This window comes from Nitrospirota bacterium, from assembly GCA_020851375.1.
Classification (GTDB): domain Bacteria; phylum Nitrospirota; class 9FT-COMBO-42-15; order HDB-SIOI813; family HDB-SIOI813; genus RBG-16-43-11.
This window is the reverse complement of record JADZCV010000025.1, coordinates 125,265-144,216: the sequence shown is the minus strand read 5'-3', so window position 1 is coordinate 144,216 and position 18,952 is coordinate 125,265. Positions and strand designations below refer to the sequence as shown.

Annotated in this window: 17 protein-coding genes; all 17 read right to left on the bottom strand. The window is 41.6% G+C overall.

The window, feature by feature from the left end:
• Positions 1–12 precede the first annotated feature (12 nt).
• The 17 genes from IT393_05815 to IT393_05735 all read right to left on the bottom strand — a co-directional run bounded on the left by IT393_05815 (position 13) and on the right by IT393_05735 (position 18,917).
• Positions 13–1,224 (bottom strand): glycosyltransferase family 9 protein, encoded by a 1,212-nt coding sequence (locus tag IT393_05815; protein MCC7202170.1) that lies wholly within the window; start codon positions 1,222–1,224, stop codon positions 13–15.
• Positions 1,205–2,374, bottom strand: a complete 1,170-nt coding sequence (locus IT393_05810; GenBank protein ID MCC7202169.1) for a glycosyltransferase — start codon at positions 2,372–2,374, stop codon at positions 1,205–1,207. Before IT393_05810 ends, IT393_05815 begins: the two co-directional genes overlap by 20 nt.
• Positions 2,375–2,478: 104 nt before the next feature.
• Positions 2,479–3,612: a glycosyltransferase family 4 protein gene (locus IT393_05805; GenBank protein ID MCC7202168.1), complete on the bottom strand. Its 1,134-nt coding sequence runs from the start codon at positions 3,610–3,612 to the stop codon at positions 2,479–2,481.
• A 72-nt stretch (positions 3,613–3,684) separates the two neighbouring features.
• Positions 3,685–4,896: a glycosyltransferase family 4 protein gene (locus tag IT393_05800; GenBank protein ID MCC7202167.1), complete on the bottom strand. Its 1,212-nt coding sequence runs from the start codon at positions 4,894–4,896 to the stop codon at positions 3,685–3,687.
• A gap of 7 nt (positions 4,897–4,903) precedes the next feature.
• Positions 4,904–6,109 (bottom strand): glycosyltransferase family 4 protein, encoded by a 1,206-nt coding sequence (locus tag IT393_05795; protein MCC7202166.1) that lies wholly within the window; start codon positions 6,107–6,109, stop codon positions 4,904–4,906.
• The gene (locus IT393_05790; GenBank protein MCC7202165.1) at positions 6,106–7,083 is read right to left on the bottom strand and encodes a glycosyltransferase; all 978 of its coding nucleotides are present in this window, start codon (positions 7,081–7,083) and stop codon (positions 6,106–6,108) included. Before IT393_05790 ends, IT393_05795 begins: the two co-directional genes overlap by 4 nt.
• Positions 7,084–7,093: 10 nt before the next feature.
• Positions 7,094–7,858, bottom strand: coding sequence for a class I SAM-dependent methyltransferase (locus IT393_05785; GenBank protein ID MCC7202164.1), 765 nt, complete (start codon positions 7,856–7,858; stop codon positions 7,094–7,096).
• On the bottom strand, positions 7,855–9,414 hold the full coding sequence (locus tag IT393_05780) for a glycosyltransferase family 39 protein (protein MCC7202163.1): 1,560 nt from the start codon (positions 9,412–9,414) through the stop codon (positions 7,855–7,857). The genes IT393_05785 and IT393_05780 overlap by 4 nt, the downstream gene beginning before the upstream one ends.
• Positions 9,408–10,235: a glycosyltransferase family 2 protein gene (locus IT393_05775; GenBank protein MCC7202162.1), complete on the bottom strand. Its 828-nt coding sequence runs from the start codon at positions 10,233–10,235 to the stop codon at positions 9,408–9,410. The genes IT393_05780 and IT393_05775 overlap by 7 nt, the downstream gene beginning before the upstream one ends.
• Positions 10,236–10,246: 11 nt before the next feature.
• Entirely contained in the window at positions 10,247–10,999 is a 753-nt protein-coding gene (locus IT393_05770) for a nucleotidyltransferase family protein (protein ID MCC7202161.1), read from the bottom strand.
• Entirely contained in the window at positions 10,996–12,069 is a 1,074-nt protein-coding gene (locus IT393_05765; GenBank protein ID MCC7202160.1) for an NAD-dependent epimerase/dehydratase family protein, read from the bottom strand. The genes IT393_05770 and IT393_05765 overlap by 4 nt, the downstream gene beginning before the upstream one ends.
• 25 nt (positions 12,070–12,094) lie before the next feature.
• Positions 12,095–13,519, bottom strand: a complete 1,425-nt coding sequence (locus tag IT393_05760; GenBank protein MCC7202159.1) for an SGNH/GDSL hydrolase family protein — start codon at positions 13,517–13,519, stop codon at positions 12,095–12,097.
• On the bottom strand, positions 13,516–14,745 hold the full coding sequence (locus IT393_05755; GenBank protein ID MCC7202158.1) for a glycosyltransferase: 1,230 nt from the start codon (positions 14,743–14,745) through the stop codon (positions 13,516–13,518). Before IT393_05755 ends, IT393_05760 begins: the two co-directional genes overlap by 4 nt.
• Positions 14,742–15,875, bottom strand: coding sequence for a glycosyltransferase family 4 protein (locus tag IT393_05750; GenBank protein ID MCC7202157.1), 1,134 nt, complete (start codon positions 15,873–15,875; stop codon positions 14,742–14,744). The genes IT393_05755 and IT393_05750 overlap by 4 nt, the downstream gene beginning before the upstream one ends.
• Before the next feature lie 28 nt (positions 15,876–15,903).
• Entirely contained in the window at positions 15,904–16,896 is a 993-nt protein-coding gene (locus IT393_05745; protein MCC7202156.1) for a radical SAM protein, read from the bottom strand.
• Positions 16,897–18,006: a radical SAM protein gene (locus tag IT393_05740; protein MCC7202155.1), complete on the bottom strand. Its 1,110-nt coding sequence runs from the start codon at positions 18,004–18,006 to the stop codon at positions 16,897–16,899.
• Positions 18,003–18,917 carry an SPASM domain-containing protein gene (locus tag IT393_05735; protein ID MCC7202154.1) on the bottom strand — a complete coding sequence of 305 codons (915 nt, stop codon included), beginning with the start codon at positions 18,915–18,917 and terminating at the stop codon, positions 18,003–18,005. The genes IT393_05740 and IT393_05735 overlap by 4 nt, the downstream gene beginning before the upstream one ends.
• Between the last annotated feature and the right edge of the window lie 35 nt (positions 18,918–18,952).

Genomic DNA, 18,952 nt, shown 5'->3' with positions numbered 1-18,952 from the left:
CAGCTGCAGTGGTTACACTGTCAGACGTTTTCCGGTCAGAGGGCCCGGCATCCTGCAGGCCATATTATCAAACATCGGTCTAACTGCATCCATTACATTATTAACAGAAAGCCTTTCAAGACACTCACGGTTTGTGCATTGGTTATTGAACAAAGGTTGATGGGTATAACACGGTCTGCATGACAGATCTGAACAAACTGCAACAAAATTCGGATTGTCCGGCAGAACCTGTCCGGGAAATGTAGGACCAAAAATCCCAATTGCAGGAGTATTAAGCGCCACGGCTAAATGAAGTAAAGAAGAATCGTTACCTATAAATAGGCGGGAATGCTTGATAATTAAGGCTACCTCAGAAAGTGAGGTCTTCCCTGCCAGATCAATTACATTGGGGTGTCCTGCCTCCATGGCAATCCAGCTGGTGAGTTTCTTTTCCGAATCATCGCCTAACAGAAGCAGGCTTGCATCATAATCCCTTATAATTGTTTTTGCAAGCTCTGCATATTTGTGCGGAGGCCAGCACCTATACCATCCATTCCATTTGGCCCCAGGATGAATAACGACTACAGGGTCTTTTAAGCTGGCAAAGAGATTAACTATAAAATGATCCGGGTCTGGTAAATGGAGTTCTATACCAAAATAAGAGACTGAAATGCCCATGGCCTCAAGAAGCCGCAGATTTTGTCGTCCAATATATTCCTCATCAGAGAAATTCACCCTGACCGTATGCAGAAATCCTATCCCCCCTTTTTGAAAACCCACCCTGTGCGGACTCCCGATTAAAAAACTCATGATAGAGTTGGGACCCATCCCATCTCCCCGACTTGGATCAATAGTAAGATCAAAGGCCTTTTTACGGAGATCACGAATTAATCTGAGTTTGCCTAAGATGCCGCGGTGATTCTTCTTTATGTCGAGTACTATTTTATCGTCTATATTAATAGGCCTGGGAAGCAATGTCCATACATCGTGATCACAGGGAAGTGTTGTTAATATGGATATTTTTGAACTGGGGAAATTTGTCTTTACCGCATTGAATAAAGGGAACAGGCGAAGGATATCTCCGATCTCCCCAATAGAAACAACAAGTATTTTCCTTATATCCTTCTGTTCAAACTCATTTTCTGTCAGATTGCTAAAAAATGGGCCTGCATAAAATATCAGCCGGTAAAATATCTTTTTAAAAATATTAACCATATTTATCAGGTTATGTATATTTTGCTGCATAGGAGGACTGAATGGCATTATAAGTCCTGTCCATAAGGTCCTGCCATCTAAAGTCCCTGCTATAGTGTTTTGCATTTTCTGAAAGGTGTTGATAAAGTTTTTGATCAGATAACATGGAAAGCAGGGCCTGATAAAGTGCATTCACTTCATAAGGAACAGCTATTCCGCAATGATACTGTTCTACTACGGATGCTGATTGGGTTCCTGACGTAGTAACCACAGGCAGTCCACCTGCCATGTACTCGACAACTTTAAGAGAAAATGCATACTTCCTGAGATCTATAGGTCTGAACATAGCTAAGCCAATGTCTGCTTCCTTCAGATAATTTATCAGGTCCACATGGGTTTTATTTCCTTTATAAAAGACTGCCTCTTTGATTGCCAACTCATCTGCAAGTTTCTCAAGTTTCCTCAAATATTGAGGAGTTGTATGTCCTAAAATGAATAGTCGACTTCCAGGAAAATCCTTTACAAGTTTGCTCAATGCCTCCATAACCATATCAAGGCCGGACCACTCCTCTACAAACCCCATATATAAAAGCGTAGGCGGATGTGGTATTTTCTCCTGTGCCCTTTGGAATAGTTCATAGTCTACGCCATTTGGGATAATAATTACTTCCCGACCTGTCTCTTTTTTCCTGGTCTCGGCCAGGAATGCCCCTATGGATATGACCAGATCCGATTTTTTGATCAGATATCGCTCTAAGTGTTTTAAAATGACCCTTCGAATACTATGAGGTGAGTACCCCGGGGCATAATCCATGTCATCATAGACAAGGAGGCGGACTCTTCCGAAACGCTGAAGGATATATCCCACGAAAACTTCAATAGGACCCTGTCCTATAAAAACATCAAACCGGCGCCGGACTTTGAACAGGTATGCCACAAGGAAACAACCTATTATACTGATTTCTGATAGCAAACCCATAAACCCCAGTACCTTCCAGACAATCCAGTGAAATAGCCTTCTTCGTTGATGGTTTCCCTGCTGCTGAGTCAGTGCAACACCGAGGGCTTCAACGTGGTTAAGCAAAGGATTAACGCAGATCATCCTTATTTTATCAGTGTAGAAAGACGTTGCGGAGAAAGACAAGAAATGTCTTACCTGTGTCAGGAAAGGCATATCATAGGTTATATGGCCTTTATACATTAGGGTTAGCGAATCAAATCTATTTTGAAATTGACTTACGATATGATGGATTCTGTTATTTTTAAAATACTGATAATCAAATAATGTGAGTATAAAGAGACTTTTCATCCTGAAACATTCTTATACACATTCAAGGTTTTCAGCGCTGTGTTCGTCCAGCTAAAACATCTGACCCTTTCAAGGCCAAGCTGGATCAGTTGCTCTCTCAGTTGACTTTCGGATAACAGGCGGTGCATTGCCTGAGCTATCTCTTCCGTCTGAAGAGGATTTACAAGTAACCCCGCATTCCCGACAACCTCTGGCAATGACCCGGAAGAAGATGCTATAACCGGTACACCGGAGGCCATTGCCTCCAGTACCGGGAGTCCAAAGCCTTCATAAAGAGAAGGAAACATAAAGAGGGTGGCACCCTGATATAGAGATGGTAAATCCGCTTCGTCCACATAACCCGGGAAAAGTACGTCATTTTGCAGGCCCAATTCTGTAATCCGCATGACGATTTCTTTGTAAAATGACCTTTTTGCTCCAACCATAACAAGGCCATAGGGAATATTATGAGTTTGTTTAATCATGTTAAATGCTTCAATGAGTCGTATAAGATTTTTATTACGGTTCATTTGACCCACAAATAAAATATAATTTGGGGGGATTCCATATTTTTTCTTCGTATTCATAATAATCTGATTGTCCAACACCTGTGAAAAGGCATTACTTACACCATGATGGACAACGATTACACGGTCTTTTTCTGTTGAGAACTGTGATAGTATTGCATCTTTGATGAAATTAGAAGGAACAATTACAGCCGAGGCCCTGCGGATAGAGAATTCTGTGAATTTAGCCTTTTTAATAACCCATTCTTTGTCTAATAAATCCGGCACTATACAATAATCGAGGTCATGAACCGTCATGACTGTCTTCCCATGGCAGACACGGTCCACGAAATGCCCTGCTCCATGATAGACATCGAAGGGGCCTGTAAAAAGGTCTATCGGAAGTTTCCAGGAAGAAATAATTGTCCCCGGGAATCGAACCCATTTTAATTCAAAATTATTTTGAGTTAGCAGGCATTGAAGCTCCGTATAAGATTCCATCATAGTTTTTTTCCAGAAATGCAGTATGACCCGGTAGATATTATCTTTATCAATCTCCTGGAGTGATTGCAGAAGATTAAACATGTAGTGTCTCACTCCACCACGATCAATTCCGAACTCTGTAGCATCAACTCCTATGATCATTTTTTATAAAAATAATTATTAGCGGACAATGGTATCAGTCCTGCAATAAAAATATTGTTTTGACCTGATCTGTTATTGGTTATAAACCTCTTGGTATAGTTTCAAGGTTTCCCTTGCGGTTTTTTCCCAGCTGAATAGTCTTGACCTTTTCAGTCCCCGGATTGCAAGATCCTCCCGGAGGTTATCATCCGATAATATTCTTTGAATCCCTTCAACAATAGAATTAATAGAATAAGGATCAACCAGTAGCGCGGCATCTCCAACAACTTCCGGAAGGGAACAGGCATTGGCTGCAATAACCGGAGTTCCACAGGCCATCGCCTCAATTGCCGGCATACCAAATCCTTCATAAAGAGACGGCAATAACAGGGCAGTTGCCCCGCTATAAAAATAGGGCAGCTCCTCATCGGGGATGTTATTAACAATCTGTATATCATGGGTTAACGACATCCGGCTTATTTTTTGTTTGACAACTCTATAGAACCAGTCACTCTCCCTGGTAGGACTGATCATGACTAAGCAGGGGGCACCCGATCCGTTCTCATTTTTTACCATATGAAATGCATCAATCATCCTTAAAATATTTTTAAATGGATCAATATGTCCAACAAATAACAGATAGTCGTGATCAATATCATACTTCTTGGTAATCATTTCTATTTTCTTTTTGTCATTAACAGGGACAAAAAGGGGAGAGACTCCATTATAGATTGTATGGATTTTATCTTTATTCACATGAAGCAGGTTAATCAGGGAATCCCGTGAATAATTGGAGACTGCTATGATATGATCTGCTTTGAAGGCGGCTGAAGAGACCCGCTTTCTCATACCTTCCATCCAGGTATTCCACCAATTATAATAATTGGAATCTATTGAGTAGTCCGCCAGCTCTGGCAAGACCTCATGTAAACGGGGATGTATATCAAAATACCGGACATCGTGAATTGTAGTTATTTTTTTGCAACCCACAACAGGCAACAGATTATCAAATGGGCCGTGAAAAATATCAATGTTTCCGATGAACATATTTACAGGGATGTGCAGTTTTGCCCTTAACCTCCTCGGAAATCTGGATAATTTGATCTGCATATTTCTACCTTCAAGTTGCTTCATTACCTCTTCACACTTAGCTCTGTGAACCTTCAGAAAATAATTAAAAAACAGGATGTACCGGTTTTCCGTATCTATATCTCTTAAATTTGAAAAAAGGTTTACGATATAATGGTAGATACCTCCTTTTTGCATGTCCGCTGTAATATCCGTGACATCTATTCCAATTCGCATTCCTGAATTATTTCCCCTTGTTAAGAACTTCGTTGAACACCCGGATTAATCTTTGGATATGATTTGTCTTATTGAAGATGGTGGCCGCCCTTTTGTAGGCATTCTGACCAAATTCATGTCTGAGTGATTTGTCCCTCAGAAGGAGATCCATCTTCCGGGCAAAACCCCTTATGTCCATTCGTTCAATCAAAAAACCTGTATTCCCATCTTCGAGCCATTCTGAAATTCCGCCTACGTTAAATGCTATTGCCGGCCTGCTATTGGCCATTGCCTCAATCCCAACCATACCGAATGGTTCCGGCCAGATGGAAGGTACCACAAGGAAGGCAGATTTCTCAAAATATTCACTAATATGTCTGTTATCCACCCACCCGGAAAATTCCACCTTCTGTTCCAGTTTCTTTTCTCTGATCTTATTATGAAGCATATCTAAATAATCCGGGCGTCCTTCTCCGACGATAATAAACCGGAAGTTTGCCTCCAGAAGTGCCAGGCTTTCAATAAACATATCGAGGCCTTTTTCTGGCGAGATCCTCCCCACAAAGAGAATATTGTTCTGTTGATTTGCCGTAACGATATCGTCTGGAATCTCCGTAAAATATGGAATGACTGCTACCCTGTTATCCTGATATCCCTGCATAAGCAGGTTATTTTTCATATGGTTGCTGGCAACCACAAATTTCTTTACATTTCGATGAACACGCTTGTTCACTAACATCTGCTTTATTTTTATTAATATTTTTAATAGTTCACCCCGCCGCCCCATGCATCTGTATCCGTTACCTCTGAAAGCATTTATTGAACATCTGAGAGACACGCTGTTAGAACAGAGAGAGTTGTTTACTATCCTTATGCCTTTAGGACAATAGAATTCGTGATCATGGACATATTTAACTACAGGCTTCAACTCTGTCAGGGCTTCTACAACATACGGATTGTGGATATTGTGAAGATAAACAATATCCGGATCTTCATTACCCACTATGGATGTGACCTGCTTCTTCAATTCTGTTTTCAGGCGGGCGCTAAAATCATCAAGGAAAGGAATAGGATAATCCTTTTCAGCAGCATTGTTGTAAGCAATATTGTCGGGACTGCCATGTATAACAGTATTCCTATGACCAAGCTTATTGAGCTCATGACAAATACTGTAGAGATATTGTTCTGTTCCCCCTAAAAAATGGAAATTATTGTTTACATGAAGTATTTTCATGGCACTATAAAACTCTTAAGCCTTATAAATGTTTTTGACAGGACATACCGGACAACAAGAAGTCGTGATATTGATTCATTATCCCTGCGGCCCTGTGCCCGGACCCTGCCGACTACTAAACCCAACCGGCACATTGCCTTTAATAAATCAAACCATACCTCGACCACTGAAGCATTTCCCCGATAATACCGGTAAAGATTTCCAGGTAACGACTTCATCCCTGCTAAGCTAAAAATAACGATATCTTTTGCGAACCAGAAGGTGTCCCCGCAACTCCCAGGATACAACCTTAATAAGTCTGTAATTGATTCACCGTATTTTCTATGTTGGCGGTACAGGTCTCTGATAGAAGTTCTGTGCTTATGATATACAATAGCCTCAGGCACATAAATAATCTTATACTGTCCGGATCTGACCAGTCTCCAGGTCAATTCGGCATCTCCTCCTGATTTGAGACCGCTGTTAAACAAACCAATCTTCTGAAAGAGTTCTTTGCGGTATGCGACATTTGCAGTATTGGCAGCGGGAAGGTACCCTGTTTGAAGGCTGCGTTCCTGATTATGGTTTTCTTCATCCATTGCGGCAAAACACTCCGCGAGGGTCTTTGGTTGATATGATTTAATATTGCCTGCAAAACAGCCTATTTCGGGATTACTATGCGATTCTAATAACTTATTTATCCACTGGGGAGTTACAATACAATCTGTATCTGTGAATAAGAGTATATCCCCTTTTGCATGTTGAATTCCCAGGTTTCGAGCTGCGTATGAAGATTGCTCATTGTTTTCATTAACTATTGTAATGGCATATCTTCGGGCAATATCTTCAGTAGCGTCATGAGAATTATTGTTTACCAGGATGACCTCCCTCCGCTCCACGGGATAGTCTAAACGCGTAATGGAATCAAGACAGAGCTGCAAGGTGTCCTGGGCATTGTACGCAGGAATAATAATTGAAACATACGGGTAATCCATATAATGGAATTTAATCCTTCTGGATGATTACAGTCATAAATGAGCCAAACCATTTTCCCAAAGGCTGTAATTTATTTTCAATCTTTACCAGGTTAGGCAATAAAATTTGTGGAATCAGGCTTGGATAAGTATATCCTCCTGAGGCGAAAAAGTGAAAAACTGTGTGATAATTTTCATATATAATCTGCAGATCAGCGTAGTTCTTTTCAAATTGTTTTCTTTTCTTTCTAAAGAGAATTGTTGGGATGGCGATGTTCGCATCAATACGGGCAGTTTCATTCGAATCTATTGTCAGACTTTTAAGATTGCAGCTTTCATAATGAAGGAATCTCCATACAGGATATGAAAGGTAACTGACATAGGGTTCAACCATTATGACTTTCCCGCCTTTTTTTAAAACCCTTCTCGCCTCATTGAAAAAATCATCAATATTCTTGAAATGATGTAAGACTGCAAACATTACAATTGTATCTAACACATTATCTTTAAATGGAAAAGCCGATGCATCACAACATATTTTAATATAAGGTGTTTTTACAATATCTGTTTGAATTAAATTACTGAAATAGGTACTGGCAAATCCGCCCCCGGCCCCGACTTCTATATTTAAACCTTTTTGGGACATAAAGGGTTCTATCTCCTTGTACCATCCACGCCAGAGATGCTGAAGAATGGGTTTCGAATTCATAGTCTCCCGCTCCTGGACTAACATATCAACATCATTACCCCAGACTTTTTTTACTTTGCCATAAATATGCGGCATTATCTTTTTCATTTTTGTTTCTCCATATTAGCCTTTAATTCTAACGGAGTAAACAACCATGCCGAATCAGGTATCACATGACCCGGCCTTATTGAGTACCTTTCATGCGCGTAACCAGGGAGTGCAGACAGGGTTTTGTATACAGCTCCCTTATCTACTTTCCCCTGGGGTCCTTCTATAAGAATGAAGCAGTGCTTTTCTGAAGCAGCATTGTAAATCTCACTGACAGAGACAGTGATAAAGGGGAACATATTTTTAATCTGGTGAGGGATCATCATAAGCGGGTCATTACGATATGCATACCAGGCAACAAAGGCATTACGCCCGGGATCAGTCAGGACGACTGTTGGACGGCTCCTGCACCGCATCCCGTCAATTGCTTCAGTGATCGGATTAAACCCAGGTGTTTTCAGAGATATGGCATACCCTATTATGCTTCCGGGAAGAGCTGTGACCAACAGGCAAGTAACTATAAGAACAGATGTTCTTCTATTCAGATGTTGGAAAAAATACTCGGCTCCTATTGCGCAAAGCAGGGAAAATGCAACATATGACGCAACAAAATAGCGTTGTGGTGCAGGATAATCAATGCGAGAATAAGTCAAGAATGTGGAATAAAGAAACTGTCCCCCAAATAGAAGTATTAAATATACTGTTATCCATCTATACTTACGCATGCCTGTTATACATCCTAAAAGTAAAAATGCCGGAGCGAAGGATATTGCCCATGAACGTATAAGAATAATATCCTCTTTCAGCACTATGATATTTCTTAAAAGAGCTTTTATGTAATTAATCAAATGAAACTGAGGTGCTGGAAACAATTTTAAACCTGTCTGCATTATTGCATTTAATAAAAAGGCATATTCAATACAAAGTGGTACAGAAACAATAATTAACGGTTTATATTTGTGAAGTGTTTGCCTAAATCCCTCTTTATAACCATAATATACAATAGTCATTATTAAAAAAGCCATTTGAAGCCCAAATGTCAAGCTATTAAGCGTCAGTGAGTATTGTGCAGCCAAAGCTGCCAGGCCATACAAAATTGCTGATAACCACCGTTCTGGCTGTTTTATAGCACGATAAAAAAATACGCTTGAAATAAGGATGCACAAAGCCGCAAGGGCATATGGGCGAAACTCTGTAGTGGCATATGCCCCAAATGGGCTCATGATAAGGACAAAGCATAAAAATACCCGTGTCGCAAACTGAAATTCCCGGAGTGCAAAAATTACAAAACCGATCATGGCCACATAGGATGCCAGGGAAATACTTCGAAGCGTCAACGGGTCAGTGCCAATTCTGACCACAAAGTGCCCAATCCAGTAAAATAGAGGTGGCTGCGTAAAAGCACCCTTGATCGTAAATTTAGGGATTTCCCAAAATGGTTTATTTATGGCGATAAAATCATATACTTCATCCAACCAGAACATCCTTTCTGCCACATCCTGTGTATTTCTGGTTACTAATAATATAAGCAAAAGGATGAAAATAAAAACCTTTCCAAATACTCTGGTGTATGTATAGTTTGTAAAACTTGAAAGTATCGCTCTGTTTTTTACCATTTGATCCGTTTACTGGGGTTGTATCCTATGAATACGGCTTGTATCAGAATCTTCAGAAGATTTATACTGCCTCGAAGGGGACTGATTTTCGTTGGCGTCTTTTCATTATGAGGATAAGCGCGCGTCGTCGGAATCTCCGTCACCCTGAAACCAAGCCGAGAGGCACTGATCGCGAGATAGAAAAGTATCTCATAGGACCAGAAGACGTCCCGGAATGGTTGCACACGGGGATCTAGAAGAAGACGACTGCTGTAAGCACGAAAGCCATTCGTCGTATCCGTGAACCTTCTCCGGGCAGCCAAAGATATAAGCGGCGCGTGGAGGTATTTAACTCCGTAATGTCTGGTTGGAGGAGTATTAATACCACGACCTCCCGGCATGTGACGCGAGCCCTGAACAAAATCATACCCCTCCTCTAACCTGGAGATAAACCGTGGAATCGCCTCGGGGTCGTCCTTATTATTTCCGTCAATAAACACGAATCCGGTATATCCCTGTTCAATTCCATAGGCCATGGCCATTCGCATCTGGGCGCTGAGCTTGCCTGGCCCCACTTTGGTCAATAACGTGCGCATCCCCATGGCGCGCAGATTCTCTTCTTCAAGGGAACTATCTGTGCTGCCACCGTCAGCGATCAATACATCAACTTTATCCATAAGTTTAAGACGGCGCATACGCTCAAGAAGGGTTTTGATGCGTTCCCCTTCATTGATGACCGGGGTACAGACACAGATGTCCGAACGCCTGCTGAAAAACTCGAGGCATTGGAATTCAGGGACTTGCCATTGACTATTTGTCAGATGATAGATCGAGCCGGGCATCTCAAAGCTCTTCACTTGACTTTCTTACCGGAATTAGCCCTGCCATGGAGCTGTTCTTCTGCCAGGGCAATATCATCCGGGGAATTGATGTTAAAATAGCCCTGACCAATATCAAAGTACATGACCAGTTGCCCCTCATCTACGGCGCACTGGATCAGGTCAGGCAACTCCTTTTCGTTGCGCTCAATATTGATCGGGGTTCGTTTGATGTAATTGAATATTTCATATCGCATGACACAATTGCCTGTCCCCATGATGTTATTAATGGCGACACGTGGTTTCTCGATTAACCTGAAAATACGATTGGTCTGGTCGTCTCCCATCAGGGCATAGGTCTTGGAAATCTGCGAGCGGTCCTCCACGCATACGACCCCGCAGATGGCAAATAGATCTTCTTTATGGAACCGCTTCAACATCTCACGATGGTTGGCAGAGACAAAGACTTCGTCTGCAAGGAAAAGCATGAAGTCTGAACCATCCAGTGCCTCGCGGGCGCACTCCATGGCATGTACAAGTCCTTTGCGATCACTTTGAATTACATATTTTATGCGCGTCCCCTGGAAGTCAGTGCCAAAGCAATTAATGATGTCCTCTGCACAGTATCCTACCACGATGACAATAGAGTCCATACCGGCGGCCACGGCGTTTTCGAGACTATACTGGATCAATGGTTTACCCATCAGCGGCAACATACACTTATTGTAACTCTTTGTATGCTGCTGAAGCCTTTTACCGCGCCCCCCTGCAAGAATCATTGCCTTCATTGTTTTATCCTTTCATCCTTTTTCCGGGAAGAGTCGCTGAAAAGGTGTGCATTCTCTTTAATCCAGGAGATAAGGTGCCCGACTCCCTCCTCTGGCAGGATCTTCGGCTGCCAATTTAACGTCTTACGGACACGTTCAACGTTGCATACGAAATAGGAGAGGTCGCCAGTCCGTTTTGGTCCTAACCTTACCTCTGACCTATGACCCGAAAGTTTGTCTATGAGTTTAATGCATTCTAAAAGGGAAATCATATGTCTCTGACCGCCGCCAATATTATATGTGCCGGGTACAGGGTTCCTTTGATAAGCCAGGAATGCCTCGGCAGCGTCGCTTGCATAGAGGATGTCACGAAGCTGTTTGCCATTGCCAAAGATCGTAACAGGCCAGCCCATCACATTACGTATGCAAAAATTAGCGACCCATCCATGGTCCTCGCCTCCAAACTGCCTGGGTCCATATATGCCCGTGTAGCGAAAGGTGGCTGCCTTGATGCCGTACATATCGGCAAATGCCTTCACGTAATGCTCAGCGCTCGCCTTGGAGGCATGAAGAGGTGAAATGAGGCCGTTCCTGCCTCCATTCATAATCAGGTCATCTTCACGGATGTCCAAAGGGACTCGTGTAAAGCGAGTTTCATCCTCCATTAGTGTATCATTTATCCAGGGGCCATAGACGTGCACAGAAGAACAGGATGCTATTGGAATTTGATGCTCCCTTGCAGACATAAGGACATTAAAAGTTCCAAGTACATTTGTAGTAAAATCTAATTCCGGATCTTCCCAACTGATGGTCATTGCCGGTTGTGCAGCGGTATGGGCGATAAACCGGCACCCAGATGTATAGTCCAGAAGCTGCTCACGATTCCTGATATCCGCTTTTACGATTTTAACACCCATGTCTTGCAGTATACTGGCATTGTATTCTCTCACCTCATCTGTTTGGAAGCCGGTGCGATTGAGTTCATGCTTCGTCATATTGTCGTAAGATACGACCTCCCAACCTTCCCTTAGGAAGGTCTCACATACGTGCGATCCCAGAAAACCACATCCACCTGTTACAAGTACTTTCATATTAGTGACAACCTCCATTTTTTCCTCAATTTTGTATTACGTATCGTTCATCGATAATCCGATCTTTCACCAATGTCTCAATAATCGCCCTTGCGGCAATCTCATGACCTCTTTTATTATAATGACCGTCATCCGCGCTTAATCGTATTTTATTCAGTTCGTCTTCTTCCGATGGGAAGAAGTGCATGATGTCTATATAGTTGAAACCGGAGATATCTACGGTATATTTTCTATGTAAACACTCTTTCGTTTCCGGCAGAAAGAAAAGGACAAACCTCCCCCCCTTCAGCTTTATCTCCCTTTCAATAATCTGAATCATTTCCTGTGACTCCCTTGTCGTGTCAGGAATAAATTTATTACGCACAAACTTAAAATAATTGCCGGTGAATGGGGCGCTGATAGCCGCCAGCTTCAATTTGTTATAAAAATTATCTTCCATTTTACGAGAGGTTATCACTCCATGGTCAAAAAAGGGGAATTTATCCACCAGCATAATATTTGTAAATTTAGTAAAATAAGGCATTGTATAATCTGTAAGGTTTCTCTTAATATCATTGGCAATTGGAGTAAATATGACCAGATCACCAGGTTGAATTTGATCTTTGATGATTATAAATCGTTGAAACATCTGTACGATTCCATATCCATTGACTCCGGCATTGTAGACATTAACCTCTTTTTTAAGATACCTATCTTTAATGACACTCGAGAATGTGGTTCCATTATTCACCCCATCACCAAATGTAAAAGAATCTCCAAAAAAGTAAATACTGAATCTGGGTTTCCCCGTTGAATTGTTGATTTTCCTGAATCCCTTTTCATCCGTTTCATAAAGGACATCATATTTCTCACTGGATAAATATGTTGCACGTGCATCTGCCCTTAATTTCCACCCGAGCTTATCATCCTCAATATAGAGACGTTCTAAAGGACTTTTAGCTAAAAATTCAGACACACCAGATCGCATCTTGATCATGCGGGAATAATAACTATAGTAATCGAACCCCAAAAAAAGGATAAAGCAGAACAGACTCGACATCGCAAACAACAACACGCCTTTGAGATCTATAGTCTTACGATAGAGAATGACCATGAATCCTGCCACAATAACATAAATTTCTACAATTCTCAGAAGAAGCCTGTTCTGGGCGCTCATGAGAGTGCCCATTACAACAGGAATAAACATTTCACCGAGAATAACGCCTGCGAGAACAATTAATAAACCTGTAATTATTAGCACCTTTTCCTTTGTCAGAGACCGTTTAAAAATAATTAACAATATGCCGGCACTGACTAAACCCACATCAACAATCCATATAATAATTCTGTGAGAACTGGCGATAACCCCGTCTGCACTGAACAAAGCGGCAAGGAACCACTCATTAAACAGAATACCCGCTGCAATGAGAAGCAGACCAATAGTAACGATGAACTTTTGCCTGATTTTCATGTTTGCCCTGTGAAATATGCCATTAGTTCATCAATATGTTTCTCTTTATTAAAGCGATCTGTCATCTTCTTTCTCGCATTGCAGCCCATTGTAAGCCGAAGCTCCTGGTCTTGCGACAGTCTTTTTATAGAATCTGCAAGCGCAGAGCTGTCTTGCGGAGACACTAAAATGCCGTCTACGCCGTCTGTTATAACTTCCGGAATGCCTGATACTTTTGTCGAAATAACCGGTAAGCCGGCTGACATTGCTTCAAGGATGACATTCGGTATACCGTCCCGGTCCCCATCTTTAGCTATGATACATGGCAATACAAAGAAATCAGCCTCTGTATAGAATCTCCTGATATCTTCAAATAGCAGGGCGCCTCTTAAGAATATGTTATCACTTAAATTGTATTCTTTAACCATTCGGTACAAATAATCTTTCTCAGGACCATCCCCTATAATATTGACAGTAAATGGAGTGTCGAGAGATTTTTTGAGCTGTGAAAGTGCCTGTATCAGATAGGGGAAGCCTTTCTTTTCGACAAGTCTCCCAATAGAGAGAATTGATATTCCAACATCTCCTTCTTCTTGTGCTATCCTTTTTCCAGCTGGCTTAAGACGATTGGTATCAACACCGTGATAATTAGTATAAACCTTCCCAGAGGCGTGTTTGCCATATTTCCCCAACAGATAACTCTTATTATGGGCTGTACAGGTAATCACAAATTGTGAGGCAAGTATGTGGTTTGATATATCCATTGCATCAGAATCATAAATATCGTGTGCATGTGCTGTAAAACTGAAAGGGATACCGGTAATCATAGATATTAGCATGGAAAACGTACAGGCTCTTCGGGCAAAATGTGCGTGGATGTGATGAACATTCTCTTTTTTCATTTCTCTGATATACAACGGGACTGATTTGAAGGCGATGAAGGTCTCCCCGCCTTCAAAATAAGAAAAATAAAATGTCTTCAGATATCGAATGGGATGTCTGATAAAGATAAGAAAGTGTATCAATCTTTTTTTCATAACAATTGAATAGGGATTGAGATAGCAAGTTTCCTTTAAAAGACACTGACTCTCATGATGTGAGAGTGAATTATTAGCAATGTCACTAAATCCCTCTCTAGCAAAAATAATAATATTTAATCCACGCTTTTTCAGTTCAAGGATTTCCTGAATAATAAATGTCTCCGATAAAACGGGAAATCCGTCCAGCATGTATGCAACATTTTTCATGAGGTGCCTGACACTGCCCTCTCATAAAGCGATATCATTTGTTTTACAACCTTTTTCCAGTCATACTGACTTGCATGTTGCCGGCAAAGCTTCTCTGTTTCCGGTTTTTCTGCAAGGTCTAACGTGCTTTTGAGGGCATTATATAGATTCAGGACACTCACGGATACATCATCATCATTATCAAAGAGATTTCCTATGTTGGGACTATTGATAATCTCAGGAATAGCTCCACTATTGGTCCCAACAACAGGTGTACCGCATGCCAAAGACTCTATCATGGCCATTCCGAACGTCTCACTCACGGATGAAAGCACCGTAGCTGAGGCGGCGCTGTAATACTCAGGCAATTCCTTATACGTCACTTTAGGAAGTATTTGAACCGACTTTAAGACATCCTGGCTGACGAGGGAACATAAGTATCTGTTCGTATCCCGAGTTGTTTCAGCTGCAAGTTGTAATATGACAGGCCTTCCTTCTTTCAAAAGCATTTCGAAGGCCTTAAGGAGCAGGGGAATTCTTTTTCTCTCGTCGTGAAGTGCAGCCGTACAGAGTATCCGAGGAACATTCATATCCTTTTTACTGCAGGGGCGAAAATGCTCCATATCTACGCCACATGGTACAAGTTCACACTTAAGGTTGTTATTGTTCATCATGTAATCCTGTGCATAGTGACTCGGAGCGATACACATATCTGCTCCCCTTACTGCCTTTTCAAACATGTAAGGATCTATCGGTGAATGCTTCCAGTGAAATTCAAAGGGCACCGTTGGAACAAGTTGCACAAACCTCAGCTTCTTAATCTTACGGAGGTGACTTAATGTAAAACCATCCGGATGATACATGCAGTGAATCACATCATATTCATTTGCAAGAAAATGGAAAAAACAGTTTGCAGTAAACATATGGACCCGATCAATATTGAAACGGTTAAGCAAAGGATTTAACAGGTAGCGAAGATAATGAATTGTTATACGACCATTAGTAACAACTTTCGTCTTTCCCGGCTTACCTGTTATCACATCAACCGTATGACCAGCCTCTGCCAGGTATTTTGACAGATTGTAAATGTAAGCAGCGCTGCCCCTGCGACGGTAAGGCCAGTAATGAGGACATGTTATGGCAATTTTCACGGAGTGACGATGTCCCTATTGTGAATTATTATAGTAACCCTAACTGTTCTAGTCTTTTTCTTTCTATGTCCACTTTCAATTTACTGCTTTTTAACAAAGAAATATTGGTTTTTATGGCCTCTTTAATTGACTTATTATCTTGAAGGATGTGAGGTATAGATGTATCATAGCCAAAGGCAATCTGATCGCACCCTAAATAATCTGCCAATGCTATTGCCTCACTAATTTCCTGGATATTTTCTGACACAATGGTGAATTTATATACGATCTTTACATCTAACCCATACTGATTCTTTAAGTGTATCAGCTTTTTTATATTATCAATAACCCTCGTGAAATTTGAGTTCTTATTGACTATTTCATGTGTTTCCTTTGTAGATGCGTTGACAGATATTTGGATCCAATTCGAACCTCTCACCAGGTGGTCTGCCCAGTCATCATTAATCAATATTCCGTTGGTAATCAGGTTTACTTTTTTATTTAATTCTTTTGTCAGCCAGAGATACATCTCCCGTGCATTTTTCATTGCAAGAATCTCCCCCCCCTGAAAATCAATGTCTTCAATAAGGGAAAAATCAACGTTCCTTTTGATCATATCGTTATCAATTACAACCTTTGAACGATGCTCCTGATCACACATAATGCAACTAATATTGCAAAACTCCCCGAAGAGTATACGTATCTTTTTTGGATACCTGAGGGAGTTAAGAGATGAAACGGTACTTGCCTTTTGGCTGTCGGAAAGGAGGGTGCATTCATTAAAGCAATGCAGGCATCTGTTAAGAGACATCCAACGGTACAGTCTTAGCCGTGTATCTTTCGTCCATATCTCAGATAAATTCTGACTGTAGATATTTCCCAGTATCCCCGGCAGATAATGACAGCAGGTAAACACGTTTCCACATTGATCAATAAATACACTGTCCCACAGCATGGGGCAAACTGTTCTATGCCGGTTAAGTATGAAAGCCTTAATTGCTGTCCTGGTAATGGTCCGGTATCTTTTCAGCTTTGTTTCCATTTATTCTCTCGAAAATAATTTACTGAAATATGGAATCGCGCCCTTTTTTCTAAACAGCGGCAATACATATCCTCTATGGCAATTCTTCTGGCAGTCTTTTGCATAGTTGCCATTTAAAATGCGCTTCCGGACTTCTCTGGCTATGGGCGAATTCCAGATTTCAGGGATACTGCTGTCGTTGACATTCCCTATCACCGTTGGTGATGTACAGCATATCCTTACATCGCCATTTCGCCAGATATACAGCTCGTTCCACGGAGCATCACAGCAGTGCGGCCATTTGCCCATAATGTCACCGGCCGGGAACTCCAACTGCTCTTTGAGGTCCGGCATGTTGTACATAATCGTATTCCTCGTTCTGTCCTGTATCCTGATGCCGAGTTCCAGCGCGAGCGCATCCGCTTCTTTCCTGCTGGCAAGATATGCCAATGTTTTCACCCTGTCTTGAAGAATATTCCCTTCTTCATAAGTCCCTTCCCAGGGATCCAGATAATTCAACTGCGCTGCGCCGACTTTGCAGGCCAGTTCGACTATTTCCCTTAAACTCTTATAGGTTAACTCCATAATGACGGAACTCAAAATAATTCTGGGGTTATCTGTCCTGCCCAGGCCCTTCTCTCTCTTCAGTTCCGATATTTTCTCTATATTCGTGATTACGTGCTCCAATCGCCCCCCAACACGGATTGTCTTGTAGACCTCCGGGTAGGGAGAATCAATTGATATGCCGATCCAGTCAAACTTATCAACAATCAGGGCGATTCTTTCCGGTGTCAGCAATGTCGCGTTCGTAAAGCCAACAAATCGAACATGCGGACAATTATCACTTTCTTTGAATATCCTTTTCATATGCCCCTCGGGATTGCCGGCATCGTAGAACATTTCCGCGCCGGCTATGCCTATCGTTTTTACGAAAGGAAATGCATCAATGATACGCTGATATCCCTGCTCGCTTATCGAAATCCTGGATGCAACCCTTTTCCCAAAGTGGCATCCTACACACCGGAGATTACAGGCATCTGTCGTGTATACGGCCAGCATGCTCGGAAAACAGTCGAGCCTGACCCGCCGGTTATTAAAATCATCTTCTGCTGTTCTATTATTATCAATCATTTTATGTCATCTCTTTTCCGTATTTCTGATCTTCCCTCAGAACAGATATTACACATTGAGATGGCTTTCCTGTCCATCAATAACTGCCTTCTGAATCTATTGTATCTCTTATTTCTCCAGATATTCTCCAAACTCTCTTCGAATACATTTCCCATAACATGTCTCGAATATAAATCATAACAACACGGCACGACCGATCCATCTGAATTAATTACAACACTTTGAAATATCCGCCAGCAATAATTTGTAATCTCGCCCTTCAGAGCAAAGGTCCCGTCCCTTTTCCGGACGAAACGGCTAAGAGACAAATCGCCGGGTAAAAGCTCTTTCGCAAGGTTCTGGAAGTCCGGATCGCTGGAATCTACCCCAACAGTCTTTTCACAATAAATATCAACTCCTAATTCTTCTGCGAGTTCCTTCATATAAGCTTTCTGATGTTCGTTGTGCTTCATCACGATAAACTGAAATTCTATTTCAGGGGTTACCGATTTGAGAGCTTTTTTTGCATCAGCCATTAATTTAATACCTTCGATTATCTTTTTGAAATGAGAGCCTCTCCTGAATTTGCTTATTGTTTCCTGATCTGCTCCGTCAAGACAAACGATCAACTTTTGTAATCGGCTTTTTACAATACTATTGCAGAACTCCCCCGATCTGAAGAATTCACCATTTGTGCTTGTTTCTACAAATATTCCGCTGTCGGCCGCGTAGCGTATCATGGGTACAAGTTCTTTGTTCAGAAACGGTTCCCCATAATTCCACAGCACAATTCTGTGTGCATATCCCCTGACCTGATCAATGATTCCTTTGAATTCATCATAGCTCATCATTCGCTTCGGCCGGTTCATCACACCTGATCCCGTAGGACACGTGGGACATTCAAGATTGCAGACATTAGTAGGTTCAATCATGATGATGGAAGGATTCGAGAGGAATGATTTGACAA